The organism is Pantoea cypripedii (genome assembly GCF_011395035.1).
Lineage (GTDB): Bacteria > Pseudomonadota > Gammaproteobacteria > Enterobacterales > Enterobacteriaceae > Pantoea > Pantoea cypripedii_A.
This window is the reverse complement of the sequence record NZ_CP024768.1, coordinates 194118-220485: the sequence shown is the minus strand read 5'-3', so window position 1 is coordinate 220485 and position 26368 is coordinate 194118. Positions and strand designations below refer to the sequence as shown.

The window sequence follows — 26368 nt, the reverse complement described above, 5'->3', positions numbered from 1 at the left end:
GTAGTTATCCCCCTCCATCGGGCAGATCCCCAGACATTACTCACCCGTCCGCCACTCGTCACCCAAGGAGCAAGCTCCTCTGTGCTACCGTTCGACTTGCATGTGTTAGGCCTGCCGCCAGCGTTCAATCTGAGCCATGATCAAACTCTTCAATTTAAGTTTGATGCTCAAAGAATTAAACTTCGTAATGAATTACGTGTTCACTCTTGAGACTTGATATTTTTTAAGTCCGTAGACTTTTGATATCAATCCTGCGAGTGCCCACACAGATTGTCTGATAAATTGTTAAAGAGCAGTGCGAGCAGCGGGTTAACCGTCTGTCGCGAGGTGGCGTATATTACGCTTTCCTCCTTCAGAGTCAATCACTTTTTTCAGCGACTTTCTCCGGCGAGAGTTCCTTCAGAACTTCTCTCTCAACACCGCATTCCGTAAACCGTTGTGCCGTGTCGATGGAGGCGCATTATAGGGAGTTGTTCGGCGTGCGCAACCGCTAATTTCAATAAAAACAACCGTTCGCTGCATTCCACAGCAAAACCCCGCCTTATACCCACTTACACACAAAGTTATCCACATCCTGACGGGTGAATGAATTTAGTCGAGCATCGCGCAAACGTTTTCGCTACAATGCCCCGCGACGTCAAGGATGCCCCTTTTGGGGCGTTACCTGAAGCAAGCGGCTTCTTCTATATAGAAGAGAAACGCTAAGCTTGATGTAACGCTCTTATTTACGCGAAACAAAGCCAAGGGATAAAACCACCATGCAACAACGTCGTCCTGTACGCCGCGCTCTGCTGAGTGTCTCAGACAAAGCCGGTATCCTCGAATTTGCTCAGGCACTCTCCAGCCGTGGTGTTGAGCTGCTCTCCACAGGTGGTACTGCTCGCCTGTTGGCAGATGCGGGCCTGCCGGTCACTGAAGTGTCTGACTACACCGGTTTTCCGGAAATGATGGATGGACGCGTCAAAACGCTGCACCCGAAAGTGCATGGCGGCATTCTCGGTCGTCGCGGCCAGGATGATGCCATCATGGCGCAGCACGCCATCAACCCCATCGACATGGTGGTCGTTAACCTCTACCCCTTTGCCCAGACAGTCGCAAAACCGGGTTGTACGCTGGAAGATGCGGTGGAAAACATCGATATCGGCGGCCCAACCATGGTGCGCTCTGCGGCGAAGAACCACAAAGACGTCGCCATTGTGGTGAAGAGCAGCGACTACAGCGCCATCATTGCGGAGCTGGACGCCAATGACAACTCCCTGACGCTGGCAACCCGTTTCGATCTGGCGATCAAAGCCTTCGAACACACCGCCGCCTACGACAGCATGATTGCGAACTACTTTGGTAGCCTGGTACCGGCTTATCATGGCGAGAGCAAAGAGCCAGCAGGTCGCTTCCCACGTACCCTGAACCTTAACTTCATTAAGAAACAGGATATGCGCTATGGCGAGAACAGCCATCAGGATGCTGCTTTCTATATAGAAGAAAACGTCGCGGAAGCCTCAGTGGCGACGGCACAGCAGGTGCAGGGTAAAGCGCTCTCCTATAACAACATCGCTGATACCGATGCTGCACTGGAATGTGTGAAGGAGTTCAGCGAAGCCGCTTGCGTGATTGTGAAACATGCCAACCCCTGTGGTGTGGCTGTGGGCAGTTCAATTCTGGATGCCTACGAGCGTGCTTATAAAACCGATCCGACTTCCGCATTTGGCGGCATCATCGCCTTCAACCGTGAGCTGGATGAAGCGACGGCTCAGGCCATCATCAGCCGCCAGTTTGTCGAAGTGATCATTGCCCCGTCAGCCACAGAAGCCGCACTGAAAGTCACCGCCAGCAAACAGAACGTCCGCGTTCTGGTGTGCGGCCAGTGGCAGAACCGCGTTAGCGGGCTGGATTTCAAACGTGTTAACGGCGGATTACTGGTGCAGGACCGCGATCTCGGTATGGTCGATGCCAGCCAGCTGCGCGTAGTAAGCAAGCGCCAGCCGACCGAACAGGAACTGCGTGATGCCTTGTTCTGCTGGAAAGTGGCGAAGTTCGTTAAATCCAACGCCATCGTCTATGCGCGTGACAACATGACCATCGGTATAGGCGCAGGCCAGATGAGCCGTGTCTACTCAGCAAAAATCGCCGGAATCAAAGCCGGTGATGAAGGTCTGGAAGTGAAAGGTTCGGCTATGGCCTCTGACGCCTTCTTCCCGTTCCGCGATGGTATTGATGCTGCTGCCGCAGTCGGTGTTACCTGTGTCATCCAGCCGGGTGGTTCGATTCGCGATGATGAAGTGATTGCCGCCGCCGATGAGCACGGTATCGCCATGATCTTTACCGACATGCGTCATTTCCGCCATTAATCGTTTGGAGCGTTACAGATGAAAATTTTAGTGATTGGTAACGGCGGACGTGAGCACGCCCTGGCGTGGAAAGCCGCGCAGTCTCCACTGGCCGAAACCGTCTTTGTGGCACCGGGTAATGCTGGCACCGCGCTGGAACCGGCGTTGCAGAACGTGGCGATCAGCGCCACCGACGTTCCTGCGCTGCTGGCATTTGCCCAGCAGGAAAACATCGACCTGACCATCGTCGGCCCGGAAGCGCCGCTGGTGATTGGGGTGGTGGATGCGTTCCGCGCGGCCGGTCTGAAGATTTTTGGCCCAACACAGGCGGCAGCCCAACTGGAAGGATCTAAAGCCTTCACCAAAGATTTCCTTGCCCGCCAGCAGATCCCTACCGCTGAGTATCAGAACTTTACTGAGGTAGAGCCCGCGCTGATCTATCTGCGAGAGAAAGGCGCACCGATTGTGATCAAAGCGGATGGGCTGGCTGCCGGTAAAGGCGTCATCGTAGCGATGACGCTGCAAGAAGCTGAAGATGCCGTGCAGGATATGCTGGCAGGCAACGCCTTTGGCGACGCAGGTCATCGCATCGTGATCGAAGAGTTCCTGGATGGCGAAGAAGCCAGCTTTATCGTGATGGTGGATGGCGACAACGTACTGCCAATGGCCACCAGCCAGGACCATAAACGTGTGGGTGATGGCGATACTGGGCCAAATACCGGTGGTATGGGGGCTTACTCACCTGCTCCGGTGGTGACCGATGAGATCCACCAGCGCGTGATGGATCAGATCATCTGGCCAACCGTGAACGGCATGAAAGCAGAAGGCAACACTTACACCGGCTTTCTGTATGCCGGTCTGATGATCGATCAAACCGGTCAGCCTAAAGTGATTGAATTCAACTGTCGCTTTGGCGATCCGGAAACCCAGCCGATCATGCTGCGCTTGCAGTCCGATCTGGTGGCGCTATGCCTGGCAGCCTGTGACGGTCAACTGGATCAGCAGACATCACAATGGGATCCACGTCCCTCGCTCGGTGTGGTGCTGGCAGCTGGTGGTTATCCGGGTGACTACAACACCGGTGACCAGATTCATGGTCTGCCGCTCGAAGAAGTGGCGGATGGCAAGGTATTCCACGCGGGTACCACGCTCAAAGATGATCTGGTGGTCACCAATGGCGGACGCGTTCTGTGCGTCACCGCGCTGGGTGCAGATGTGGCTGCCGCGCAGCAACGCGCTTATGAACTGGCTAAGCCTATCTCGTGGGATGGCAGTTTCTGTCGCTACGATATCGGCTATCGCGCCATCAACCGCAAGTAATCATAAGGGGCACATCGTGCCCCTCCTTCATTCCCCGTCAGAAATCGCTCTCTTTCGGTTGCCAGCTGCATTCATCCGTCGGGGTGATGTGGAGCAACTGTACCCCTTCCGGCGCTTCCAGCCATGCCACCATCAACGACACAGAGGGATCGCGCTGCTGTTGCTGGCTCAGGGCTGCCACCATGCTGCTATCGAAAGGCGCATTGATGACTTTACCTTCGCAGGTTCGTACCTGAATACCGCCCAGCCAGTGCCCCTGGCTCAGCAGTACACGTCCATCCAGCAACGCATTGCTCTGCTGTAGCATCCGCTGTGCATCGAAGCGGTACAGTTCCACGCTGTCGCTGCTGACGGCTTCACGTCGCCCGGCCAGCTGCCGCTGCATAAAATTAAGATTGCCTTGCTGATCGAAACGCAGCGTGACGGTATCCGGTTGTTTGCCCGCGACCTGCCGTTCCACGTTGGTGAGATTGTTGTTCAGCCAGCTGTAATCGGTCGTCTCCATCGCATCACCATCGAAGGGGGTGAAGACGGTACGCATATGAATTGACTGATGGTCGCTGTTTTTGCGCCAGATACGCACTACACCACGGTCGGCAAGGTAGCCGCTGGCGGTAAAGGCAGGAAGGTCGGGAGTGGAGCTGCACCCTACCAGGAGGGCACCACATAACAGAGCGCAGACGCGCTGATGTAAAAGGTTCAGCATGGCAGGCTCCGGCAACAAAAAGGGGCGATGCCGCCCCTCTTTTAAAGCTATACCGCGTCGCGGAAACTTATTTAACAGCGTCTTTCAGCGCTTTACCAGAGACGAACGCCGGTACGTTTGCCGCAGCGATTTTGATCTCTTTGCCAGTCTGCGGGTTGCGACCGGTACGCTCAGCGCGGTGGTTCACTTTAAAAGTACCAAAACCAACCAGTTGTACAGCATCACCATCTTTCAGAGACTCAGTGATCGCAGCCAGAGTAGATTCCAGTGCAGTTTTAGCCTGGGTTTTTGACAGGTCTGCTTTTTCCGCGATCACATCAATCAGTTGAGTCTTGTTCATAAGTTATCCTTAAAGTGTATTTATCGCTTGCTAAGCAACGAGTGCGAGGGAAAAGCCATATTCTGGCCCTCTTCAGCCTGCACGCACCGATAGCCACAATTTTCAGCCCCCCAAATGTAGACCAGACAGGGGGCTGATGTGAAGCCTCCAGGCGCGCTAATTCGGGCCTGAAGTCACGTTTTCTCGCCTTATTGCTGAAAAATTATACCGATGTTACTGATTCCCGCTTCGCGCAGGTCAGAACGTAACCCTTTAATTAGCTCAAGGTCGCGCTCTTCGCACTCTGCCAGCAGGCGGAAAATCTCCCACTGCAGGTCCCATTCATCAATAATTGCCTGGTTTTCGCGCAGCTCGTCATCGCTCATTTCGCGTCCAGCCTGAGTCATTTCGAGGATCGCGACGGTGGTGATCGACGTCCGGCTGACCTCAATGGCATGCTCAAGGGTTTCCCCACTCAGCTGCGCATGCAGCACTTCGCTTAATGCTACACAGGCATCAATCGCCGGATGCACGCCGTAGATGTCGAAATCATCACCATTGGGGATCGCCGCTTCCAGCTTCTCCAGCTGGCTGTCGAAATTGATTTTGGCGTCTTTGACCGTCAGGCTTTCCCAGACGAGATCGAGTATGCGGCGATAAAGCTGCGGATCTGCGAATTCGGTCTGCTGACAGAAGGCCCAGTAGTTGGGGAACATACGTTCACACAGACAGGCCATAAAGGTGACGTGCTGCCAGCTTTCCAGCTTCGCCAGACGTAAATGGACGGGGTTCTGTAACATCTAACATGCTCTCAATAATTTAGCTGGCGGCAGTGTACCGCAAAAGCCGCGCGCAAACAGCGTCAACGCGCATTTTGCCTGCGCAGAAAGGCCGGACGACCGGAAGCAACCGCATCCGCCCAGCGGGTCGGCTCAGGTAAACGATAGCCCGCAGTACAGTTTTCCACCCATTGCAGGGCGCTATCGGTGCTGACGCGATGGCCAGTGGAGATAAACAGCGGATTGCAACGCGCCTTGCTGCGCCATACCCAGCCAATCTGTTCACCCTTATCCAGCAAGGGTTGACGGCTGCCTGGAGCCTCCCCCAGCGTCTCAACATGCCCGCATAAACGCCGCTTGGCGACGCCGATGGTGGGCACATCTACCAGCAAGCCGAAATGCGCGGCAACGCCCAGCCGACGCGGATGCGAGATACCGTGTCCATCGACAAATAACAAATCGGGCTGATGATTGAGCTGCTGCCAGGCCGCCAGCAGAGCGGGCACTTCGCGAAAGGATAAAAAGCCGGGGATATACGGCATGGTGGTACTGATGCGGGCAATCTGATGCTCCACCAGCTGTAGCGAGGGGTATTCCAGGATCACCAGCGCGGCGCGTGTCACCTCACCGCCCTGTTCAAAGCCCACATCGGCACCGGCAATCCAGCGGGGCGGCAGCACTTCAAAATCGTCCTGCCGTACCACATCAGCCGCACGCTGTTGCTGTTCCCTGCGAAGCGCCGCTAAATCCATGGTTAACCCTGATGGTAAGGGCGGGACAGACGATGCACCGCCTCAACAAAGGCACCCGCATGTTCCGGCGGGACATCCTGATGGATACCGTGGCCCAGGTTGAAGACGTGGCCTTCACCGGCACCAAAACCTTCAAGGATGCCGGCCACTTCCTGCTCGATACGGGCCGGTGGCGCATACAGCATTGACGGATCCATATTGCCCTGCAACGCCACTTTGTGCCCAACGCGACGACGCGCATCAGCGATATCCGTGGTCCAGTCGAGTCCCAGCGCATCGCAACCGGTTTCTGCCATCGCTTCCAGCCACTGCCCGCCACCTTTGGTGAACAGGGTGATCGGCACGCGGCGGCCTTCGTTTTCATGCAGCACGCTATCGACGATTTTGTGCATGTAATACAGCGAGAACTCGCGGTAATCACGCCCCGTCAGCACCCCACCCCAGGTATCGAACACCATGATCGACTGGGCACCGGCTTTAATCTGCGCGTTCAGATAGAGGATCACGCTGTCTGCCAGTTTATCCAGCAGCGCATGCAGCGTCTGCGGTTCGGCATACATCATCTTTTTGATTTTGGTGAATGCCTTGCTGCTACCGCCTTCTACCATGTACGTCGCCAGCGTCCACGGGCTACCGGAAAAGCCGATCAACGGAACTTCGCCTTTCAGGTTATGACGAATGGTACGCACGGCATTCATCACATAGCCCAGCTCCTGTTCCGGATCGGGCACCGGCAGTTTATCAACATCCGCGCGGCAGGTGATGGGGTGAGAGAAACGCGGGCCTTCACCGGTTTCAAAATACAGGCCCAGCCCCATGGCATCAGGGATGGTGAGGATATCGCTGAAGAGAATGGCCGCATCCAGCGCGTAACGACGCAACGGTTGCAACGTGACTTCGCACGCCAGCTCAGCATTTTTACACAGCGACATAAAATCACCGGCCTCGGCACGAGTGGCTTTATACTCCGGCAGATAACGCCCGGCTTGTCGCATCATCCATACCGGGGTGATATCCACCGGCTGACGTAACAGGGCACGCAGATAACGATCGTTCTTCAGTTCACTCATAATTGGCTCTCTCACTTGCAGGGCGCCAGTGTAGCATTTTCATATCGCGCTGGCGCGGCACTGGGCAACGGTATCTTCAATCAAGCGTCGCGCCACGGTGCCGGGCGGGGGTAATAATGGCAGGGCATCGTAGCGGAACCAACCCGCGTCCAGCAGCTCTTTGCCGTCATGTTGCAGATCGCCGCCATCATATTCCGCCATATACGCCATCATCAACGAATGGGGAAACGGCCACGGCTGCGAGGTCACATAACGCACGTTTTTCACCCGTACGTTACTTTCTTCCATCACCTCACGTGCCACCGCCTGCTCGAGGGTCTCGCCCACTTCGACAAATCCGGCCAGCACGGTATAAACGTTGTTGCGATGCTTCGCATGGTTTGCCAGCAAAATCTCATCACCACGGCGGATGGCGACAATGATGCAGGGGGCGATTTGCGGGTAATAGCGCTCGCGACAGTGGCTGCACAGGCAGGCGAATTCACGTTTGCTCAAATGCATTTCGTGGCCGCAATAGCCACACCAGCGGTGGGAACGATAGAACTCCGCCAGTTGGACGCCGCGCCCGGCAAGCTGGAACATGCCAACGTCTTCATCGATCAACTGACGTACTGACCCCATGTTATCGGGTCGTGATTCACGCACCAGCCAGACATTTTCGCCCTGCCACTCGCCAATCACCATACCGTGGCTGCCCGCCAGGGAAAATTGTTCCGCAGTACCATGCGGCAACTCACCCTGCGGTAGCCAAAGTTTTTGTTCATGGCTGACAATCCACCAGCCAACGTCTACGCTTGAGATCTCACGTTGCATTTAAATCGTCATCCTTAGCGTCTATTCGCAGAATGAACAACTATAACCCACATGGAGCCTCGTATGCTTACTCAGTTAGATGACCTGACCGAGCGTGTAGGCAGCGGTAACGAATTGGTCGATTCATGGCTACACGCGCGTCGTCAGCTACTCGTGACCTATTATCAGTTGATTGGCATGAAGCCGAAGAAAGATGCGCTGAGCGCATTGGACGAACGGGCACTGGATGCTTTTTGCCACAATCTGGTGGACTATCTCTCCGCCGGACATTTCAGCGTGTATGAACATATTATCAGCGAGATGCAGGGCGATAGTCCGATGATTGCCGCCGCGCAGATCTATCCGTTGCTGGAAGCCAATACCGAACGGATGATGCAGCTGTATGATGGCCATCTGCAGCAGGCTATCACCGATGACAACTGCACCACCTTCCACCAGGCATTATCTGAAGTGGGTGAAGTGCTGGAGTCACGTTTTACGCTGGAAGACAAGCTGGTGCGTCTGGCGTGGGATAATCAGATAGCGCGCCCACGGGTGGCTAATGACAGACATATCGCCCGCCCGGCCTGATTTGTAAAAGACTTGTTATTCGCCAAAAGCCCTTCTATGCTGAGTGGGCTTTTTTATTTTGCGGTTCACAACCGCAAATATTTTCTTGTCGGAGTGCCCTCTGTTTGGGCTGAGACCGTTAATTCGGGATCCGCGGAACCTGATCAGGTTAGAACCTGCGAAGGGAACAAGAGTAAACATCATCAGTGCGATGCGTGCATCGTTTCTGTTACTCCTTCCGGACTCCGGACAAGCAACTTCCATCATTTACAGGAAAATTGCTATGTCTGTTGCAAAAACTTCTCGTCGTGAACAACGCGCCCAGGCGCAGGAATTTATTGATTCGCTGCAAGGCACCGCCTTTCCCAACTCTCAACGTATCTGGATCACCGGCAGCCGTGAAGACATTCGCGTACCGATGCGTGAGATCCAGCTTAGCCCTACCCTGACCGGAGGCAGTAAAGATAATCCTCAATATGAACCGAACGAACCGGTGCCGGTGTATGACACCGCCGGTGCCTATGGCGATCCGTCGGCGACGATTGATGTGCATCAGGGGCTGGCAAAACTTCGCGCAGGATGGATTGCCGATCGTGGCGACAGCGAAACTATCGATCAGTTGAGTTCCAGCTATACCCAGCAACGGCTGGCGGATGAAGGGCTGGATCACCTGCGTTTTGAACATTTGCCACAACCGCGCCGTGCCATAGCGGGCCATTGCGTTACCCAGCTGCACTATGCGCGCCAGGGCATCATTACGCCGGAGATGGAGTTTATTGCGCTGCGTGAAAACATGGGACGTGAGCGCATCCGGGGTGAAGTGTTGCTACAACAGCATCCGGGTTATAGCTTTGGCGCGCATCTGCCTGCCAATATCACCGCCGAGTTTGTGCGTCAGGAAGTCGCCGCAGGGCGAGCCATCATCCCCTCCAACATCAACCATCCTGAATCCGAACCGATGATCATTGGCCGTAACTTCCTGGTGAAGGTGAATGCCAACATCGGTAACTCGGCCGTCAGTTCCTCGATTGAAGAGGAGGTGGAGAAGCTGGTGTGGTCAACGCGCTGGGGGGCCGACACTGTGATGGATCTCTCCACCGGTCGCTATATCCATGAAACGCGTGAATGGATTCTGCGCAACAGCCCGGTGCCGATTGGTACTGTGCCAATTTATCAGGCGCTGGAGAAAGTGAACGGCGTTGCAGAGGACCTCAACTGGGAAATCTTCCGCGATACGCTGCTGGAGCAGGCTGAGCAAGGCGTGGACTACTTCACCATTCACGCAGGCGTGCTACTGCGTTATGTCCCGATGACGGCGAAACGTCTGACCGGCATTGTGTCGCGCGGCGGTTCGATTATGGCGAAGTGGTGCCTGTCGCATCATCAGGAGAGTTTCCTGTATCTGCATTTCCGCGAGATTTGTGAAATCTGTGCCGCCTATGATGTCGCACTGTCTCTGGGCGATGGCCTGCGTCCGGGTTCAATTCAGGATGCCAACGATGAAGCGCAATTCGCCGAGCTGCATACCCTGGGCGAGCTGACGAAAATCGCCTGGGAATATGACGTGCAGGTGATGATTGAAGGCCCTGGCCACGTGCCGATGCAGATGATTCGCCGCAATATGACCGAACAACTGGAACATTGCCACGAAGCCCCGTTCTACACGCTCGGCCCACTGACCACCGATATCGCTCCCGGCTATGACCATTTCACCTCTGGCATTGGTGCCGCGATGATTGGCTGGTTCGGCTGCGCGATGCTGTGTTACGTGACCCCGAAAGAGCATCTGGGATTACCGAATAAAGAAGATGTAAAACAAGGGCTGATTACCTATAAGATCGCCGCCCATGCTGCCGATCTGGCCAAAGGCCATCCTGGCGCGCAAATCCGCGATAACGCCATGTCCAAAGCGCGTTTCGAGTTCCGCTGGGAAGACCAGTTCAACCTGGCGCTGGATCCCCACACCGCCCGCGCCTACCACGATGAAACGCTGCCGCAGGAATCGGGTAAAGTGGCACATTTCTGTTCCATGTGTGGGCCAAAATTCTGTTCCATGAAAATCACCCAGGAAGTGCGCGACTTTGCCGCCCGCCAGCAGGCTGAAGCCCAGCCGATAGAAGTCGGTATGGCGCAAATGTCAGACGCGTTCCGCAGCCGTGGCGGCGAGTTGTATCATGCTGCCGATGCTTTGAAAGAGGAAAAAGTATGACCACCCCATTTCCCAGTACCGCCCCGCGTTTAGGGCTTTATCCGGTTGTGGATAGTGTTGAGTGGATTGCCCGTTTACTGGAAGCGGGTGTACGCACCATTCAGCTACGGATTAAGGATTGCGAGGAGCACCAGGTTGAGGACGCGGTGCGCGATGCCATCGCACTCGGTAAACAATATCGCGCCCGGTTATTTATCAATGATTACTGGCGATTGGCGATTCGCTATAACGCCTATGGCGTGCATCTGGGTCAGGAGGATCTGGATGTCGCCGATCTGGATGCGATTCGCCAGGCGGGATTACGCCTTGGCTTATCCACCCATGACGATGCCGAACTGGATCGGGCGCTGGCTGTGCGCCCCTCTTATATCGCGCTGGGACATATTTTCCCAACGCAGACCAAAGAGATGCCGTCTGAACCGCAGGGCATTACCGAGCTGAAACGTCATCTGGCGCGGCTGGCAGGCATTTCAACCGTGGCGATTGGCGGCATCTCGCTGGCACGCGCACCAGAAGTGCTGGCAACGGGCGTCGGCAGTATCGCGGTCGTCAGTGCGATAACTCAGGCCCCGGACTGGCGAGCCGCCACCCAGGCGCTGCTGGATCTGGCAGAAAACGGAACCCAGCCCACAGCGGCGGTGTAACTTGCTGCTGCCCGGTTGAGATGGTCCGGAATGCGGCTCGCAGCCGGGCAATCTGCCGTCTGGTATCTGGCGCTCACGCCGCTAAAGTAGCCCTGCCCGCTGTCGCTTGCAGCGGGCCAGGGTCGGGCCACCTCTTCCGGCCCTGCCTTTCGACCTTTGTAGCGGTGCGATTTATCGCGCATTTCAGCGTATCGGACAAAAAACCGCGCGATAGCGCCGCTACGAAATGTGTAGCATTGCGTCCGCAGGGTTTTCCACGCTGCATACCGTCATGGCATGTTCCACCGCGGCACCCACCAGCGCGATCGCCTGCTCAGTCGCTTCATTGATTGGCAAGGCATAATTCAGGCGCAGACAGTTGCGATATTTACCCGAGGCCGAAAACAATGACCCCACCGCGACCTGGATTTTCGACTCGCGCAATTTAGCATTCAGGCGTACCGCATCAAAGGCTTCGGGCAGTTCGATCCACATCAGGAAGCTACCCTGTGGCCGCGACACGCAAATGCCACAGGGAAAATAGTGGCGCACCCAGCAGCTAAAGGTTTCGTAATTACGTTGATACACCTGACGCATGCGGCGCAGGTGCGGCAGATAGTGGCCCTGACGAATAAACTCCGCCACCACATGCTGCGTCACGGTAGCCGATGAACCCGTACTAATATATTTCATGTGCAGCACGCGTTCGCGGTAGCGCCCTGGCGCAACCCAGCCGACACGCAGGCCTGGTGACAATGTTTTGGAAAACGAACTGCATAACAACACGCGCCCATCCCTATCCAGCGATTTAATGCTGATGGGACGCGGATATTCCCACGCCAGTTCACCATACACATCGTCTTCAATAATCGCGGCATCAAAGCGTTGCGCCAGCGTCAGCAGCGCACGCTTGCGCGCTTCCGGCATGATAAAACCCAATGGGTTATTACAATTGGGCACCACCACTACCGCCTTGATCGGCCACTGTTCAAACGCCAGCTCGAGTGCTTCCAGGCTGATTCCCGTCACCGAGTCGGTAGGGATTTCAATCACGCGGATGCCAAAACCACGCAATGTCTGCATGGTGCCGTGGAAAGTTGGTGATTCCACCGCAATGATGTCACCAGGCTGGCAGACGGCACGGATAGATACCGACAGCGCTTCATGGCAACCGGTGGTGATCACGATATCGTCAGCGGTAAGCTGGCAGCCGCTATCAATCGTCAGACGGGCGACCTGCTCGCGCAGCGCTGTGACACCCAACAGGGAGTCATAATTCAGCAGGTTAATATCCTGCTTTTGCGCCATGCGAGCGTGAATCTTCCATAACGGTTTAAGGGTGGGCTGCGTCAGATCCGGGATGCCGCTGCCTAACTGAATGACGTCGCCCTCAATGCGGCTACTGAGCAGTTCCAGTACCGATTCCCATTGGGTGATTTCTACCGGCCGCTGGGCGGGGCGCGTGATTGCAGGAACAGGCGGCGTGGCTTTGCGGGTCGCAACGAAATAACCGGAACGCGGCTGCGGCACAATCAGCTGCTTCTCCTCCAGCACATGATAGGCCTGCTGAACGGTACTGATACTGACGCCATGCTCAATGCTTAGCGTACGCACCGACGGCAGCCGCTCGCCGCTACGATACAGCCCCTGCTCGATGCGGTCAGAAAGCAGGCAAGCCAAATGCTGGTAACGCGTCATCGTATGCCTCACATGATTTTCAGCGGGAAGAAACCGGTACAGATGAAGCTAATTTTTACCATTCAGATCGGTAACAATGCAATCTGTATGCTGAATAAATGTGTTTTTTGAATCTGTATTGAAATGGTCGGAAACCGGACAATGCTTCTCAGACATCATACCGAGGGCAGGATAATGGAATTCGATCAAAACCGTGCGGCGAGACCCTTCAATATTACTTTGCTGGATATGTTGCGTGCACTGCGACAACTGGTGAAGTCCTGGCGTTTACGCCGGGAAACCCGACGCATACTGTCGCACCTGAGCGATACACAACTGCGCGATATTGGCTTAACGCGCGGCGACATAGACCGCAGAAACTGAGAATACAGACGAAAAAAAACCCTGCCGAGGCAGGGTTTTTTATTAGCGAATCGAGCGATTACTCGTCGTCGCTACCGCCGAGACCGGCGTTCAGCAGTTCAGCCAGGCTTGCAGAGGCTTCATCCGCAGTAACCTGCGGTGCAACCTGCACTTCGCCTACCTGACGGCGACGCATACGATCCTGATGGTAAGCGTAACCGGTACCGGCCGGGATCAGACGACCCACGATAACGTTCTCTTTCAGGCCACGCAGTTCGTCGCGTTTGCCCGCTACCGCAGCTTCGGTCAGGACACGTGTGGTCTCCTGGAACGATGCAGCAGAGATGAACGACTCGGTTGCCAGAGACGCTTTGGTGATACCCAACAGGTCACGCATGTAGGTGGCACCCAGTTTGCCGTTCGCTTCCAGATCACGGTTAGAGATCTTGATGCGAGACACTTCGGCCTGCTCACCTTCCAGGAAGTCGGTGCTTCCTGCGCTGACGATGGTCGCTTTACGCAGCATCTGACGCACGATGACTTCAATGTGTTTATCGTTAATCTTAACGCCTTGCAGACGGTAAACTTCCTGCACTTCGTTAGTGATGTAACGGGTCACAGCATGAACGCCACGCAGACGCAGAATGTCGTGCGGAGATTCCGGACCGTCAGAAACCACGTCACCACGTTCTACGCGCTCACCTTCAAACACGTTGAGCTGACGCCATTTCGGAATCATCTCTTCGTACGGATCGCTGCCATCAACCGGGGTGATAACCAGACGACGCTTACCTTTAGTCTCTTTACCGAAGGAGATGATACCGCTGATCTCCGCCAGGATTGCTGGCTCTTTCGGACGACGCGCTTCGAACAGATCCGCAACGCGTGGCAGACCACCGGTGATGTCCTTGGTACCGCCAGATTCCTGCGGTACACGCGACAGGGTGTCACCCGCGCTGATCTTCACGCCATCTTCCAGCTGAACAATCGCTTTGCCCGGCAGGAAGTACTGAGCCGGCATGTCGGTGCCCGGGATCAGAACGTCATCGCCATTAGCATCAACGATTTTCAGTGCCGGACGCAGGTCTTTACCACCCGCCGTACGCTCAGCAGAGTCCAGGATCACCAGCGAAGACAGACCGGTTAACTCGTCAGTCTGACGGGTAATGGTCTGGCCATCGATCATGTCGGTGAAGCGGATGAAACCGTTCACTTCGGTGATAACCGGCATGGTATGCGGATCCCAGTTCGCCACGGTTTCGCCCGCGTTGACCTGCTCACCATCACCTTTCGCCATCACAGCACCGTAAGGCACTTTATAGCTTTCTTTGGTACGACCGAACTCGTCGATCATTTTCAGCTCAACGTTACGCGAAACGATGACCAGCTTACCAGTAGAGTTGGTAACGGTCTTCGCGTTGGTCAGCTTGATAGTACCTTTGTTCTTCACCTGAATGCTGGATTCAGCAGCCGCACGAGATGCTGCACCACCGATGTGGAACGTACGCATCGTCAGCTGAGTACCTGGCTCACCGATGGACTGTGCTGCGATAACGCCGATGGCCTCACCTTTGTTGATGATGTGACCACGTGCCAGATCGCGACCGTAGCAGTGTGCGCACACACCGAAGTCGGTTTCACAGCTTACAACTGAACGCACTTTGATGGAGTCAACAGAGTTCTGCTCAACCACATCACACCAGTGCTCATCCAGCAGGGTGTTACGCGGGATCAGGATATCTGCAGTGCCCGGCTTGAGCACGTCTTCTGCGGTCACACGACCCAGTACACGCTCACGCAGCGGCTCTTTAACGTCACCACCCTCGATGACCGGGGTCATCATGATACCTTCGAAGGTACCACAATCGTCTTCGGTCACGACCAGGTCCTGTGCCACGTCAACCAGACGACGGGTCAGATAACCGGAGTTCGCCGTTTTCAGTGCGGTATCCGCCAGACCTTTACGCGCACCGTGCGTTGAGATGAAGTACTGGAGTACGTTCAGACCTTCACGGAAGTTCGCGGTGATCGGCGTTTCGATGATGGAGCCATCCGGCTTCGCCATCAGACCACGCATACCTGCCAGCTGACGAATCTGTGCCGCAGAACCACGCGCACCGGAGTCGGCCATCATGTAGATGCTGTTAAAGGAAACCTGCTTCTCTTCTTCGCCGTGACGGTTGATCACGGTTTCGGTCTGCAGGTTGTCCATCATCGCTTTAGAGACGCGTTCGTTCGCTGCGGCCCAGATATCGATGACTTTGTTGTAACGTTCGCCAGCCGTTACCAGACCAGACTGGAACTGCTCCTGGATCTCAGCAACTTCAGCTTCCGCTTCTGCGATGATCTCAGCTTTCTTCGCCGGGATAACCATGTCGTCGATACCTACAGAGGCACCTGAACGGGCTGCGTAAGCAAAACCGGTGTACATGGTCTGGTCAGCAAAGATAACGGTCGGCTTCAGGCCCAGAATGCGGTAACAGGTGTTCAGCATTTTGGAGATAGCCTTTTTACCCAGCGCCTGGTTGACGATGGAGTAAGGCAGACCTTTCGGCACGATCATCCACAGGATCGCACGACCAATGGTGGTGTCGATCAGGCTGGTTTTCGCAACGAATTCATCCTGTTCGTTTTTGCTGAACTCGGTGATACGCACTTTTACGCGGGCATGCAGCTCGGCCAGGCCAGCGCGGTAAACACGCTCAGCTTCTTTCGGGCCAGTCAGCACCATGCCTTCGCCTTTGGCGTTCACTTTGTCACGGGTCATGTAGTACAGACCCAGAACAACGTCCTGAGACGGAACGATGATTGGCTCGCCGTTCGCCGGTGACAGGATGTTGTTGGTAGACATCATCAGCGCACGCGCTTCCAGCTGGGCTTCCAGCGTCAGCGGTACGTGAACTGCCATCTGGTCACCATCGAAGTCGGCGTTATATGCCGCACAAACCAGCGGGTGCAGCTGGATGGCTTTACCTTCGATCAGAACCGGTTCAAACGCCTGGATACCCAGACGGTGCAGTGTTGGTGCACGGTTCAGCAGTACCGGGTGTTCGCGGATCACTTCGTCCAGGATATCCCAAACGACAGCTTCTTCGCGCTCAACCATTTTCTTCGCGGCTTTGATGGTGGTGGCGAGGCCACGCAGTTCCAGCTTGCCGTAAATGAACGGTTTGAACAGCTCAAGAGCCATTTTCTTCGGCAGACCACACTGGTGCAGACGCAGGTATGGACCCACGGTGATAACCGAACGACCAGAGTAGTCGACACGTTTACCCAGCAGGTTCTGACGGAAACGACCCTGCTTACCTTTGATCATGTCAGCCAGTGATTTCAGCGGACGCTTGTTGGAGCCAGTGATGGCGCGACCACGACGGCCGTTATCCAGCAATGCATCAACCGCTTCCTGTAACATACGTTTTTCGTTACGTACGATGATATCTGGCGCAGCCAGATCCAGCAGACGTTTCAGACGGTTGTTACGGTTGATCACGCGACGATACAGATCGTTCAGATCCGAGGTAGCGAAACGGCCACCATCCAGCGGAACCAGCGGACGCAGATCCGGCGGCAGTACCGGCAGCACGGTCAGGATCATCCACTCCGGCTTGTTGCCAGACTGCACGAACGCTTCCAGCAGCTTGATACGCTTGGTCAGCTTCTTACGCTTGGTTTCGGAGTTGGTTTCGTTCAGCTCTTCGCGCAGCTGCTCGCACTCCTGCTCCAGATCCATGTTTTTCAACAGGGCCTGGATCGCTTCGGCACCCATTTTCGCGTCGAATTCGTCACCGAACTCTTCCAGCGCGTCCAGGTACTGCTCTTCAGTCAGGATCTGACGTTTTTCGAGGTTGGTCATGCCACCTTCGACAACCACATAGGATTCGAAGTACAGCACGCGCTCGATGTCACGCAGCGGCATATCCAGCAGCAAACCGATACGGGACGGCAGTGATTTCAGGAACCAAATGTGGGCAGTCGGTGAAGCCAGTTCGATATGGCCCATACGCTCACGACGCACTTTGGTCTGTGTGACTTCAACGCCACACTTCTCACAGATCACGCCACGGTGTTTCAGGCGCTTGTACTTACCGCACAGGCACTCGTAATCTTTTACCGGTCCGAAAATACGGGCACAGAAAAGACCGTCACGCTCCGGCTTGAAGGTACGGTAGTTAATGGTTTCCGGCTTTTTCACTTCACCAAAAGACCAGGAACGGATCATGTCTGGCGAAGCCAGAGCAATTTTGATCGCATCAAACTCTTCGGTTTTAGTTTGCGCTTTCAGAAACTTAAGTAAGTCTTTCACGGATTAGCTCCCGTCGGAGTGAGACTCTCAGGGATGTTCGACCCCAGCCGAACATCCCATAACCAGTACAAATGCGAGTGCTTACTCGTCTTCCAGCTCGATGTTGATACCCAGCGAGCGAATCTCTTTCAACAGTACGTTGAAGGATTCCGGCATGCCCGGTTCCATCTGATGGTTGCCATCGACGATGTTTTTATACATCTTCGTACGGCCATTCACGTCATCAGACTTAACGGTCAGCATTTCCTGCAGGGTATAAGCGGCACCGTATGCTTCCAGTGCCCACACTTCCATCTCACCGAAACGCTGGCCACCGAACTGTGCTTTACCACCCAGCGGCTGCTGAGTAACCAGGCTGTAAGAACCGGTGGAACGGGCGTGCATCTTGTCGTCAACCAGGTGGTTCAGTTTCAGCATGTACATGTAGCCGACGGTAACCTGGCGCTCGAACTGCTCACCGGTACGGCCGTCAAACAGAGTAATCTGACCGGAAGAAGGCAGACCGCCGAGCTGCAACAGCTCTTTGATTTCGCTCTCTTTCGCGCCGTCAAACACTGGCGTTGCGATCGGCATACCTTTTTTCAGGTTCTCTGCCAGACGCAGCACTTCATCATCGCTGAACGTGTTCAGGTCAACTTTCTGACGCACATCAGTGCCCAGATCGTAAGCACGCTGGATAAACTCACGCAGTTTGGCAACTTCTTCCTGCTTCTTCAGCATGGCATTGATTTTCTCACCAATACCTTTCGCTGCCATACCCAGGTGGGTTTCCAGGATCTGACCGATGTTCATACGTGACGGTACGCCCAGCGGGTTCAGAACGATGTCGACCGGCGTGCCGTTCTCATCGTAAGGCATATCTTCGATCGGGTTGATCTTGGAGATAACACCTTTGTTCCCGTGACGACCTGCCATCTTGTCACCAGGCTGGATTTGACGTTTAACCGCCAGATACACCTTAACGATTTTCAGCACGCCCGGTGCCAGATCGTCGCCCTGGGTGATCTTGCGACGCTTAGCTTCGAGTTTTTTCTCAAACTCGTGCTTCAGCTCGTCATACTGCTCAGCCAGCTGCTCCAGTGCGTTCTGTTTCTCTTCGTCGGTCAGGCCCAGCTCCAGCCAGCGCTCGCGCGGCAGCTTGTCCAGCTTCTCAGCCTCAACACCACCAGAGATCAGCACCGCCTGGATACGACCAAACAGGCCAGCTTCGAGGATCTGCAGTTCTTCAGACAGGTCTTTCTTCGCCTGCTTCAGCTGCATTTCTTCGATTTCCAGCGCGCGCTTATCTTTTTCCACGCCATCGCGGGTAAAGACCTGCACGTCAATAACGGTACCGGAAACGCCGTTCGGCACGCGCAGTGACGAATCTTTCACGTCAGAGGCTTTTTCACCGAAGATCGCACGCAGCAGTTTCTCTTCTGGCGTCAGCTGGGTTTCACCTTTCGGCGTTACCTTACCAACCAGAATGTCACCACCGGTCACTTCAGCGCCGATGTAAACAATGCCGGATTCATCCAGTTTGGAGAGCGCAGCTTCACCCACGTTCGGGATGTCAGCAGTGATCTCTTCTGGCCCCAGTTTGGTGTCACGAGACACACAAGCCAGTTCCTGAATGTGGATGGTAGTGAAACGATCTTCCTGTACTACACGCTCAGAAACGAGGATGGAGTCTTCGAAGTTGTAACCGTTCCACGGCATGAACGCGACGCGCATGTTCTGGCCCAGCGCCAGTTCACCGAGGTCGGTAGACGGGCCATCTGCCAGCACGTCGCCGCGCTCAATCGGTTCGCCCAGAGAAACACACGGCATCTGGTTGATACAGGTGTTCTGGTTTGAACGGGTATATTTGGTCAGGTTGTAGATGTCGATGCCGGCTTCGCCCGGGTACATCTCATCTTCGTTAACCTTGATCACGATACGTGATGCATCAACGTACTGGATAGTACCGCCACGTTTGGCTACGGCGGTTACACCGGAGTCAACGGCAACAGCACGCTCCATACCGGTACCAACCAGCGGCTTATCAGCACGCAGAGTCGGAACCGCCTGACGTTGCATGTTTGCACCCATCAATGCACGGTTGGCGTCATCGTGTTCCAGGAACGGGATCAGTGACGCACCCACAGAAACAACCTGCTGGGTCGAAACGTCCATATAGTCAACCTGGTCGCGGCTAAACAGGCTGGATTCGCCTTTGCTACGACAGGTAACCAGATCGTCAACGAATGAACCGTCGTCGTTCAGGTTGGTGTTCGCCTGGGCGATAACGAAGTTACCCTCTTCAATTGCAGAGAGGTAATGGATTTCGTCACTCACTTTACCGTCCACCACGCGACGATAAGGCGTTTCCAGGAAGCCATACTCGTTGGTCTGTGCGTACACAGACAGCGAGTTGATCAGACCGATGTTCGGACCTTCCGGCGTTTCGATTGGACATACGCGACCGTAGTGAGTCGGGTGTACGTCACGTACTTCGAAGCCAGCACGTTCACGGGTCAGACCGCCTGGGCCGAGGGCAGAAATACGACGCTTGTGCGTGATTTCAGACAGCGGGTTGTTCTGGTCCATAAACTGAGAAAGCTGGCTAGAACCAAAGAACTCTTTCACTGCCGCAGAAATCGGCTTGGCGTTGATCATGTCCTGTGGCATCAGGGTGTCGAGATCGCCCAGAGAAAGACGCTCTTTCACCGCACGCTCTACACGCACCAGACCAACACGGAACTGGTTTTCTGCCATTTCGCCGACGGAACGGATACGACGGTTGCCGAGGTGGTCGATATCGTCCACTTCGCCTTTACCGTTACGGATATCGATGAGCTTCTTCATCACTTCAATGATGTCAGACTTGCTCAGGATACCGGAACCTTCGATCTCATCACGCAGCAGAGAACGGTTGAACTTCATGCGGCCAACCGCAGAAAGATCGTAACGATCTTCAGAGAAGAACAGGTTCTCGAACAGGTTTTCCGCAGCTTCACGCGTCGGCGGCTCGCCAGGACGCATCATGCGGTAGATCTCAACCAGCGCGCTCAGGCGATCGTTGGTTGGGTCAACACGCAGCGTTTCGGAAATATACGGGCCGTGATCCAGATCGTTGGTGAACAGGGTCTCAATACGCTTGTGACCGGACTGGCTCAGTTTCGCCAGCAGATCCAGAGACAGTTCCATGTTCGCTGCAACAATCAGCTCACCGGTGTTCTCGTCGATGTAGTCTTTTGCCACCACTTTACCGGCAATGTATTCAACCGGTACTTCGATGTGCTGGATGTTGTCTTTTTCCAGCTGACGGATGTGGCGCGCAGTGATGCGACGAGCTTTCTCAACGTAGACCGTGCCGTTGGCTTCGATATCGAAGGAGGCGGTTTCACCACGCAGGCGCTCAGGCACCAGTTCCATCTGCAATTTGTTGTCGCGGATTTCGAACACCACTTTCTCGAAGAACAGATCAAGAATCTGCTCAGTGGTGAAATGCAGCGCGCGCAGAATGATACTGGCCGGCAGCTTACGGCGACGGTCAATACGGACGAACAGGTTGTCTTTCGGGTCAAACTCGAAGTCGAGCCATGAACCGCGGTAAGGGATGATACGTGCGTTGTACAGCACTTTACCGGAAGAGTGCGTTTTACCCTTATCGCTGTCAAAGAAAACGCCAGGACTACGATGCAGCTGAGAAACGATAACACGCTCAGTACCGTTGATGACAAAGGTACCGTTTTCGGTCATGAGCGGAATTTCGCCCATGTAAACTTCTTGTTCTTTAATGTCTTTGACTGTGCCTTCCGGCGCTTCGCGCTCGTAGATCACCAGACGCAGTTTGACGCGCAGCGGTGCAGAAAACGTCACGCCACGGATCTGACATTCTTTTACGTCAAAGACAGGTTCACCCAGACGATAGCTGACATACTGCAACTCGGAGTTGCCGCTGTAGCTCGCGATCGGGAATACGGAACGGAATGCAGCTTCCAGTCCGTACTGACCTTCTGGATCTTGCTCGATAAACTTCTGGAACGAGTCAAGCTGGATAGAAAGGAGATAAGGTATGTCCAGCACTTGCGGACGTTTACCAAAATCCTTACGAATACGTTTTTTCTCGGTATAGGAGTAAACCATAGGGTTCCTCAGCTAGCTGACAAGTCGACCCACGCTGTCCGTCCTGAAGGACAGTTCATGCAACACTATTTTGCTTTTCATGCGATGCGAGGCATCACATGCAATACGTCTTTCTATCACTCTTAAATCATTTCATTGCTTCAGCATGGGCAGGGAACCCGCGCAGGAAAACAGTATATTAAGTCGTCGATAGAAAAAGATATTGAAGAGCACCAATGGACAAACAGTGCGAAACCCCATTGCGGCTCTGTAGCGCAAAAAGGCTGGTGACCAAAAAGTCACCAGCCATCAGCCTGAAACTACTCAGACTGCAACCCGAGGGTTGTCTTACTTAACTTCAACTTCAGCGCCAGCTTCTTTCAGCTGTGCTTCAAGTGCAGCTGCGTCAGCTTTGCTGATGCCTTCTTTGATCACGCCGGTAGCTTCAACCAGATCTTTGGCTTCTTTCAGGCCCAGACCAGTTGCGGTACGAACGGCTTTGATTACTGCAACTTTGTTAGCACCAGCAGCTTTCAGTACGACGTCGAATTCAGTTTTCTCTTCAACAGCTTCAGCCGGGCCAGCAGCAACAGCTACAGCAGCAGCAGCAGAAACGCCGAATTTTTCTTCCATAGCAGAAACCAGCTCAACTACTTCCATTACGGACATAGCTGCAACAGCTTCCAGAATTTGGTCTTTAGTGATAGACATAACAATTGTTCCTAAGAATCAGTATAAGTTTATGCGTTAAAGTACGAAGGAAAAGAATCTGGCCTTAAGCCGCTTCTTTTGCATCGCGAACAGCAGCCAGAGTGCGGACCAGTTTGCCAGCAGCGGCTTCTTTCATGGTCGACATCAGACGTGCCAGTGCTTCTTCGTAAGTCGGCAGAGTCGCCAGACGGTCAATATTGGCCGCCGTGATCAGCTCACCTTCAAAGGCTGCAGCTTTGACCTCGAATTTTGCATTCGCTTTCGCGAACTCTTTGAACAGACGAGCAGCAGCGCCCGGGTGTTCCATAGAGTATGCAATCAGGGTCGGACCAACAAACGTGTCTTTCAGGCACTCGAAAGGAGTACCTTCAACGACGCGGCGCAGCAGGGTGTTACGAACAACACGCATGTAAACGCCAGCTTCACGACCTGCTTTACGCAGTTCGGTCATTTTATCAACGGTCACGCCGCGGGAATCCGCAACAACCGCTGACAGCGCGCCTTTGGCTACTTCGCTGACTTCAGCAACAATCGCTTGTTTGTCTTGAAGATTTAATGCCATTAGCTTTTGCTCCTGGATTTGACCAGGGAAGGATTTCCCTGGAACTCACTTCACCTATTAACCCGAAGGTAATAAGCGCTATTACACGGTGAGCAGAATCCAGTGAAGAAAAAAATTCTTTTTGGTTCTGTCACCGTCTACGCAGGGGATTAAGCTTTTCATCCGAAGATGTCGTGCTCCTGCGGTCTTGGACGGAGGCCAGGATAAGGCCTGGCTCCAACCTTAGTGACTGAATTACAAAGGGGTTAGCCTTTATTTTCCATTCACTATGAATCTGGGTTCTGGATTGAACAATCAACCAGAACAACGGGCGTAAGATTCTAGATGAATTTTTCGCCCGTTACAAGCAGCAATTAGTTTGCTGATGCGTTCAGACCAGCTTGGTCGATGGCAACGCCAGCGCCCATGGTGGTGGACAGGCTAACTTTCTTGATGTACACGCCTTTCGCCTGAGCAGGTTTTGCTTTTTTCAGCGCAACCAGCAGAGATTCCAGGTTTTCTTTCAGTTTGTCAGCGTCGAAGTCCACTTTACCGATGGTGGTGTGAATGATGCCGTTTTTGTCGTTACGGTAACGAACCTGACCCGCTTTAGCATTTTTAACTGCTTCAGCAACGTTCGGAGTTACAGTACCCACTTTCGGGTTCGGCATCAGACCGCGCGGGCCCAGAACCTGGCCGAGCTGGCCAACAACGCGCATTGCATCCGGAGAAGCAATAACAACGTCAAAGTTCATTTCGCCTTTCTTGATCTGATCAGCCAGATCTTCCATACCTACCAGCTCTGCGCCAGCTGCTTTAGCAGCTTCAGCGTTTGCGCCCTGGGTAAATACGGCAACGCGTACTGAACGACCAGTACCGTGCGGCAGTACAGTTGCACCACGTACGTTCTGATCTGATTTACGAGCATCGATGCCGAGGTTAACAGCAACGTCTACGCTCTCTACAAACTTAGCGGTAGCCAGTTCTTTCAGCAGAGCAACAGCTTCGTTGATGTCATACTGTTTGGTCACATCAACTTTGTCACGGATCACGCGCATGCGCTTGGTCAGCTTAGCCATTTCTTAGTCCTCCACTACCAGGCCCATGGAACGAGCAGTACCTTCGATAGAGCGAGTCATCGCTTCTACGTCAGCACCAGTCATGTCCGCAGCTTTGGTTTCTGCGATTTCACGTACCTGAGCACGGGTTACTTTACCGACTTTGTCTTTGTTCGGCTTACCAGAACCAGACTTGATGCCCGCTGCTTTTTTCAGCAGTACGGCAGCCGGAGGTGTTTTGGTAACGAAGGTGAAAGAACGGTCGCTATATACGGTGATAACAACAGGAGTCGGCAGACCTTTTTCCAGAGATTCGGTCTTCGCGTTAAACGCTTTACAGAATTCCATGATGTTAACGCCCTGCTGACCCAGAGCTGGACCAACCGGTGGGCTCGGGTTAGCCATACCAGCTGCAACCTGCAGCTTGACGTAGGCTTGTACTTTCTTAGCCATGATATTTCCTCTATTGGGTTATAGCGCCTGAAAAACAGGCTCCCCGTGATGACAATTCACACGCTGTTGCCAGCGCATAAAAACAAAAGGCGCGAAATTGTAGATAAATTCCGCGCCTGCTGCAACTACAAAAATGTATAAGGTGTTAGCCTTTTTCCACCTGGCTGAAATCCAGCTCGACAGGTGTTGCACGACCGAAGATGGAAACAGACACTTTCAGGCGGCTTTTCTCGTAATCCACCTCTTCCACCACGCCGTTGAAGTCGGCAAATGGACCGTCGTTGACGCGTACCATCTCGCCTGGCTCGAACAGAGTTTTTGGACGTGGTTTATCACCCACCTGCTGCAGGCGGTTCATGATCGCATCCACTTCTTTATCGCTGATCGGCGCTGGACGGTCGGAGGTACCACCAATGAAGCCCATAACACGCGGTACGCTACGCACCAAATGCCAGCTGGCATCGTTCATAACCATCTGAACCAGTACGTAACCCGGGAAGAATTTGCGCTCGCTTTTACGACGCTGGCCGCCACGGATTTCCACGACTTCTTCAGTCGGCACCATGACTTCGCCAAACAACTCTTCCATATTGTGCAATTTGATGTGCTCACGCAGCGACTGGGCTACGCGGCCTTCGAAACCGGAAAACGCCTGCACGACGTACCAGCGTTTTTTTGGAGCTTCAGACATCTCAGAACCTCAGGCCAGTGATAAACGATACAAGGCGGACAAGAATACCATCCAGTCCCCACAAAATCAGTGACATCACGGCAGTTACCGCGGCAACGATTAACGTGGTGTGCAGCGTTTCCTGGCGAGTCGGCCAAATGACCTTACGCATCTCGGTTCTTGCTTCACGCGCAAACGCAACTGTCGCTTTGCCTTTCGTGGTCAGCAACGCAACGCCGCCTGCCACTGCAATCAGAACCACTACGGCCAGCGCACGCAACGGCAGTGTCACATCGCGGTAGTAGTAATTACCAACAATAGCGACAACCAGTAATACGGCAACAGCCAGCCATTTTACGGTTTCCAGGCCGCGTCCGCTCCCTTGAGCTTCGGTATTCGCACTCATAAACCAACCTGCCACTATAATTCAGAAACTATTCTGCCCCGCATGGCGAGGCATCCAAACCGAATGAGCTTCAAGAGCGTAACTCGGTATCCTGCACCGCTTAACAGAGCCTGTCTCAGCAATGATTATGACCGAAAATCACTGATGAGCCAGGTTCTATACAACAGCGTGCAAAAAGGGCATCAAATGATGCCCTTTCCGTGTGCATTGCGTCAAATATTATCGAGATTAAGCGATAACTTTAGCAACAACGCCCGCACCAACGGTACGGCCGCCTTCGCGGATTGCGAAGCGCAGACCTTCGTCCATCGCGATCGGGTGAATCAGGGTGACAACCATTTTGATGTTGTCGCCCGGCATTACCATCTCTACGCCTTCCGGCAGTTCTACTGAACCGGTTACGTCAGTTGTACGGAAGTAGAACTGAGGACGGTAGCCTTTGAAGAACGGAGTATGACGGCCGCCTTCGTCTTTAGACAGAACGTAAACTTCTGACTCGAACTGAGTGTGCGGCTTGATGGTACCCGGCTTAGCCAGTACCTGACCACGCTGGATGTCTTCACGCTTGATACCGCGCAGCAGAACACCACAGTTTTCACCAGCCTGACCCTGATCCAGCAGTTTGCGGAA

The 26368-nt window shown here is 54.2% G+C and carries 22 protein-coding genes, 1 pseudogene and 1 riboswitch; of the genes and pseudogenes, 7 read left to right on the top strand and 16 right to left on the bottom strand.

Annotated features, from left to right (window positions below; all coding sequences use genetic code 11):
• From CUN67_RS30240 to purD, 3 genes are all read left to right on the top strand, one after another.
• Window positions 1-210, top strand: a 210-nt coding sequence (locus CUN67_RS30240) for a hypothetical protein (protein ID WP_217621298.1), incomplete at its 5' end; no start/stop codon positions are given.
• Between the two features lie 548 nt (window positions 211-758).
• Window positions 759-2348: a bifunctional phosphoribosylaminoimidazolecarboxamide formyltransferase/IMP cyclohydrolase gene (purH, locus tag CUN67_RS01010; RefSeq protein WP_208713633.1), complete on the top strand. Its 1590-nt coding sequence runs from the start codon at window positions 759-761 to the stop codon at window positions 2346-2348.
• 18 nt (window positions 2349-2366) lie between these two features.
• On the top strand, window positions 2367-3647 hold the full coding sequence (gene purD / locus CUN67_RS01005; RefSeq protein WP_208713632.1) for a phosphoribosylamine--glycine ligase: 1281 nt from the start codon (window positions 2367-2369) through the stop codon (window positions 3645-3647).
• Window positions 3648-3684: 37 nt separating this feature from the next.
• Here purD and CUN67_RS01000 read toward each other — a convergent pair whose 3' ends face one another.
• The 6 genes from CUN67_RS01000 to nudC all read right to left on the bottom strand — a co-directional run bounded on the left by CUN67_RS01000 (window position 3685) and on the right by nudC (window position 8086).
• Complete coding sequence (locus tag CUN67_RS01000) at window positions 3685-4353, bottom strand: DUF1481 domain-containing protein (RefSeq protein WP_208713631.1); 669 nt, start codon at window positions 4351-4353, stop codon at window positions 3685-3687.
• A 67-nt stretch (window positions 4354-4420) separates the two neighbouring features.
• A complete protein-coding gene (gene hupA, locus CUN67_RS00995; RefSeq protein WP_013507416.1) occupies window positions 4421-4693 on the bottom strand; it encodes a nucleoid-associated protein HU-alpha in 273 nt (90 codons plus the stop codon).
• 188 nt (window positions 4694-4881) lie between these two features.
• Window positions 4882-5472 carry a YjaG family protein gene (locus CUN67_RS00990; protein ID WP_208713630.1) on the bottom strand — a complete coding sequence of 197 codons (591 nt, stop codon included), beginning with the start codon at window positions 5470-5472 and terminating at the stop codon, window positions 4882-4884.
• Window positions 5473-5534: 62 nt separating this feature from the next.
• On the bottom strand, window positions 5535-6203 hold the full coding sequence (gene nfi, locus CUN67_RS00985) for a deoxyribonuclease V (RefSeq protein ID WP_208713629.1): 669 nt from the start codon (window positions 6201-6203) through the stop codon (window positions 5535-5537).
• Between the two features lie 2 nt (window positions 6204-6205).
• Window positions 6206-7273, bottom strand: a complete 1068-nt coding sequence (gene hemE, locus CUN67_RS00980) for a uroporphyrinogen decarboxylase (RefSeq protein ID WP_208713628.1) — start codon at window positions 7271-7273, stop codon at window positions 6206-6208.
• Between the two features lie 39 nt (window positions 7274-7312).
• On the bottom strand, window positions 7313-8086 hold the full coding sequence (gene nudC, locus CUN67_RS00975; protein WP_208713627.1) for an NAD(+) diphosphatase: 774 nt from the start codon (window positions 8084-8086) through the stop codon (window positions 7313-7315).
• 63 nt (window positions 8087-8149) lie between these two features.
• Here nudC and rsd point away from each other — a divergent pair, with 63 nt between their 5' ends.
• The 3 genes from rsd to thiE all read left to right on the top strand — a co-directional run bounded on the left by rsd (window position 8150) and on the right by thiE (window position 11488).
• Window positions 8150-8656, top strand: coding sequence for a sigma D regulator (gene rsd, locus CUN67_RS00970; RefSeq protein ID WP_208713626.1), 507 nt, complete (start codon window positions 8150-8152; stop codon window positions 8654-8656).
• Window positions 8657-8735: 79 nt separating this feature from the next.
• Window positions 8736-8839, top strand: a riboswitch (TPP riboswitch).
• Between the two features lie 79 nt (window positions 8840-8918).
• Window positions 8919-10844: a phosphomethylpyrimidine synthase ThiC gene (gene thiC / locus CUN67_RS00965; RefSeq protein ID WP_208713625.1), complete on the top strand. Its 1926-nt coding sequence runs from the start codon at window positions 8919-8921 to the stop codon at window positions 10842-10844.
• Complete coding sequence (gene thiE, locus CUN67_RS00960) at window positions 10841-11488, top strand: thiamine phosphate synthase (protein WP_208713624.1); 648 nt, start codon at window positions 10841-10843, stop codon at window positions 11486-11488. The genes thiC and thiE overlap by 4 nt, the downstream gene beginning before the upstream one ends.
• A 219-nt stretch (window positions 11489-11707) precedes the next feature.
• Here the strand turns inward: thiE and CUN67_RS00955 are convergent, their stop codons facing one another.
• Window positions 11708-13165: a PLP-dependent aminotransferase family protein gene (locus tag CUN67_RS00955; RefSeq protein WP_208713623.1), complete on the bottom strand. Its 1458-nt coding sequence runs from the start codon at window positions 13163-13165 to the stop codon at window positions 11708-11710.
• 174 nt (window positions 13166-13339) lie between these two features.
• On the opposite strand from CUN67_RS00955, the gene CUN67_RS00950 reads away from it, so the two are divergent.
• On the top strand, window positions 13340-13528 hold the full coding sequence (locus tag CUN67_RS00950) for a DUF1127 domain-containing protein (protein WP_084871757.1): 189 nt from the start codon (window positions 13340-13342) through the stop codon (window positions 13526-13528).
• Window positions 13529-13586: 58 nt separating this feature from the next.
• Here the strand turns inward: CUN67_RS00950 and rpoC are convergent, their stop codons facing one another.
• From rpoC to tuf, 9 genes and pseudogenes are all read right to left on the bottom strand, one after another.
• Window positions 13587-17810 (bottom strand): DNA-directed RNA polymerase subunit beta', encoded by a 4224-nt coding sequence (rpoC, locus tag CUN67_RS00945; RefSeq protein WP_208713622.1) that lies wholly within the window; start codon window positions 17808-17810, stop codon window positions 13587-13589.
• A gap of 81 nt (window positions 17811-17891) precedes the next feature.
• Window positions 17892-21920 carry a DNA-directed RNA polymerase subunit beta gene (gene rpoB, locus CUN67_RS00940; protein WP_208713621.1) on the bottom strand — a complete coding sequence of 1343 codons (4029 nt, stop codon included), beginning with the start codon at window positions 21918-21920 and terminating at the stop codon, window positions 17892-17894.
• A gap of 327 nt (window positions 21921-22247) precedes the next feature.
• Window positions 22248-22610: a 50S ribosomal protein L7/L12 gene (gene rplL / locus CUN67_RS00935; protein WP_208713620.1), complete on the bottom strand. Its 363-nt coding sequence runs from the start codon at window positions 22608-22610 to the stop codon at window positions 22248-22250.
• 64 nt (window positions 22611-22674) lie between these two features.
• Entirely contained in the window at window positions 22675-23172 is a 498-nt protein-coding gene (gene rplJ, locus CUN67_RS00930; RefSeq protein ID WP_084871753.1) for a 50S ribosomal protein L10, read from the bottom strand.
• A gap of 353 nt (window positions 23173-23525) precedes the next feature.
• Complete coding sequence (rplA, locus tag CUN67_RS00925; RefSeq protein WP_208713619.1) at window positions 23526-24230, bottom strand: 50S ribosomal protein L1; 705 nt, start codon at window positions 24228-24230, stop codon at window positions 23526-23528.
• A 3-nt stretch (window positions 24231-24233) separates the two neighbouring features.
• Window positions 24234-24662, bottom strand: coding sequence for a 50S ribosomal protein L11 (gene rplK, locus CUN67_RS00920; RefSeq protein WP_013507401.1), 429 nt, complete (start codon window positions 24660-24662; stop codon window positions 24234-24236).
• A gap of 145 nt (window positions 24663-24807) precedes the next feature.
• Window positions 24808-25353 carry a transcription termination/antitermination protein NusG gene (nusG, locus tag CUN67_RS00915; protein WP_013507400.1) on the bottom strand — a complete coding sequence of 182 codons (546 nt, stop codon included), beginning with the start codon at window positions 25351-25353 and terminating at the stop codon, window positions 24808-24810.
• 1 nt (window position 25354) lies between these two features.
• Window positions 25355-25738 (bottom strand): preprotein translocase subunit SecE, encoded by a 384-nt coding sequence (gene secE / locus CUN67_RS00910; RefSeq protein WP_208713618.1) that lies wholly within the window; start codon window positions 25736-25738, stop codon window positions 25355-25357.
• 228 nt (window positions 25739-25966) lie between these two features.
• Window positions 25967-26368 (bottom strand): annotated as a pseudogene (gene tuf, locus CUN67_RS30325) (elongation factor Tu); the annotation flags it as partial.

Bases quoted from the DNA above. Each gene is read 5' to 3' on its own strand.
- purH (WP_208713633.1), top strand. From the start codon at position 759: ATGCAACAACGTCGTCCTGTACGCCGCGCTCTGCTGAGTGTCTCAGAC.
- purD (WP_208713632.1), top strand. From the start codon at position 2,367: ATGAAAATTTTAGTGATTGGTAACGGCGGACGTGAGCACGCCCTGGCG.
- CUN67_RS01000 (WP_208713631.1), bottom strand. From the start codon at position 4,353: ATGCTGAACCTTTTACATCAGCGCGTCTGCGCTCTGTTATGTGGTGCC.
- hupA (WP_013507416.1), bottom strand. From the start codon at position 4,693: ATGAACAAGACTCAACTGATTGATGTGATCGCGGAAAAAGCAGACCTG.
- CUN67_RS00990 (WP_208713630.1), bottom strand. From the start codon at position 5,472: ATGTTACAGAACCCCGTCCATTTACGTCTGGCGAAGCTGGAAAGCTGG.
- nfi (WP_208713629.1), bottom strand. From the start codon at position 6,203: ATGGATTTAGCGGCGCTTCGCAGGGAACAGCAACAGCGTGCGGCTGAT.
- hemE (WP_208713628.1), bottom strand. From the start codon at position 7,273: ATGAGTGAACTGAAGAACGATCGTTATCTGCGTGCCCTGTTACGTCAG.
- nudC (WP_208713627.1), bottom strand. From the start codon at position 8,086: ATGCAACGTGAGATCTCAAGCGTAGACGTTGGCTGGTGGATTGTCAGC.
- rsd (WP_208713626.1), top strand. From the start codon at position 8,150: ATGCTTACTCAGTTAGATGACCTGACCGAGCGTGTAGGCAGCGGTAAC.
- thiC (WP_208713625.1), top strand. From the start codon at position 8,919: ATGTCTGTTGCAAAAACTTCTCGTCGTGAACAACGCGCCCAGGCGCAG.
- thiE (WP_208713624.1), top strand. From the start codon at position 10,841: ATGACCACCCCATTTCCCAGTACCGCCCCGCGTTTAGGGCTTTATCCG.
- CUN67_RS00955 (WP_208713623.1), bottom strand. From the start codon at position 13,165: ATGACGCGTTACCAGCATTTGGCTTGCCTGCTTTCTGACCGCATCGAG.
- CUN67_RS00950 (WP_084871757.1), top strand. From the start codon at position 13,340: ATGGAATTCGATCAAAACCGTGCGGCGAGACCCTTCAATATTACTTTG.
- rpoB (WP_208713621.1), bottom strand. From the start codon at position 21,920: ATGGTTTACTCCTATACCGAGAAAAAACGTATTCGTAAGGATTTTGGT.
- rplL (WP_208713620.1), bottom strand. From the start codon at position 22,610: ATGTCTATCACTAAAGACCAAATTCTGGAAGCTGTTGCAGCTATGTCC.
- rplJ (WP_084871753.1), bottom strand. From the start codon at position 23,172: ATGGCATTAAATCTTCAAGACAAACAAGCGATTGTTGCTGAAGTCAGC.
- rplA (WP_208713619.1), bottom strand. From the start codon at position 24,230: ATGGCTAAGCTGACCAAGCGCATGCGCGTGATCCGTGACAAAGTTGAT.
- rplK (WP_013507401.1), bottom strand. From the start codon at position 24,662: ATGGCTAAGAAAGTACAAGCCTACGTCAAGCTGCAGGTTGCAGCTGGT.
- nusG (WP_013507400.1), bottom strand. From the start codon at position 25,353: ATGTCTGAAGCTCCAAAAAAACGCTGGTACGTCGTGCAGGCGTTTTCC.
- secE (WP_208713618.1), bottom strand. From the start codon at position 25,738: ATGAGTGCGAATACCGAAGCTCAAGGGAGCGGACGCGGCCTGGAAACC.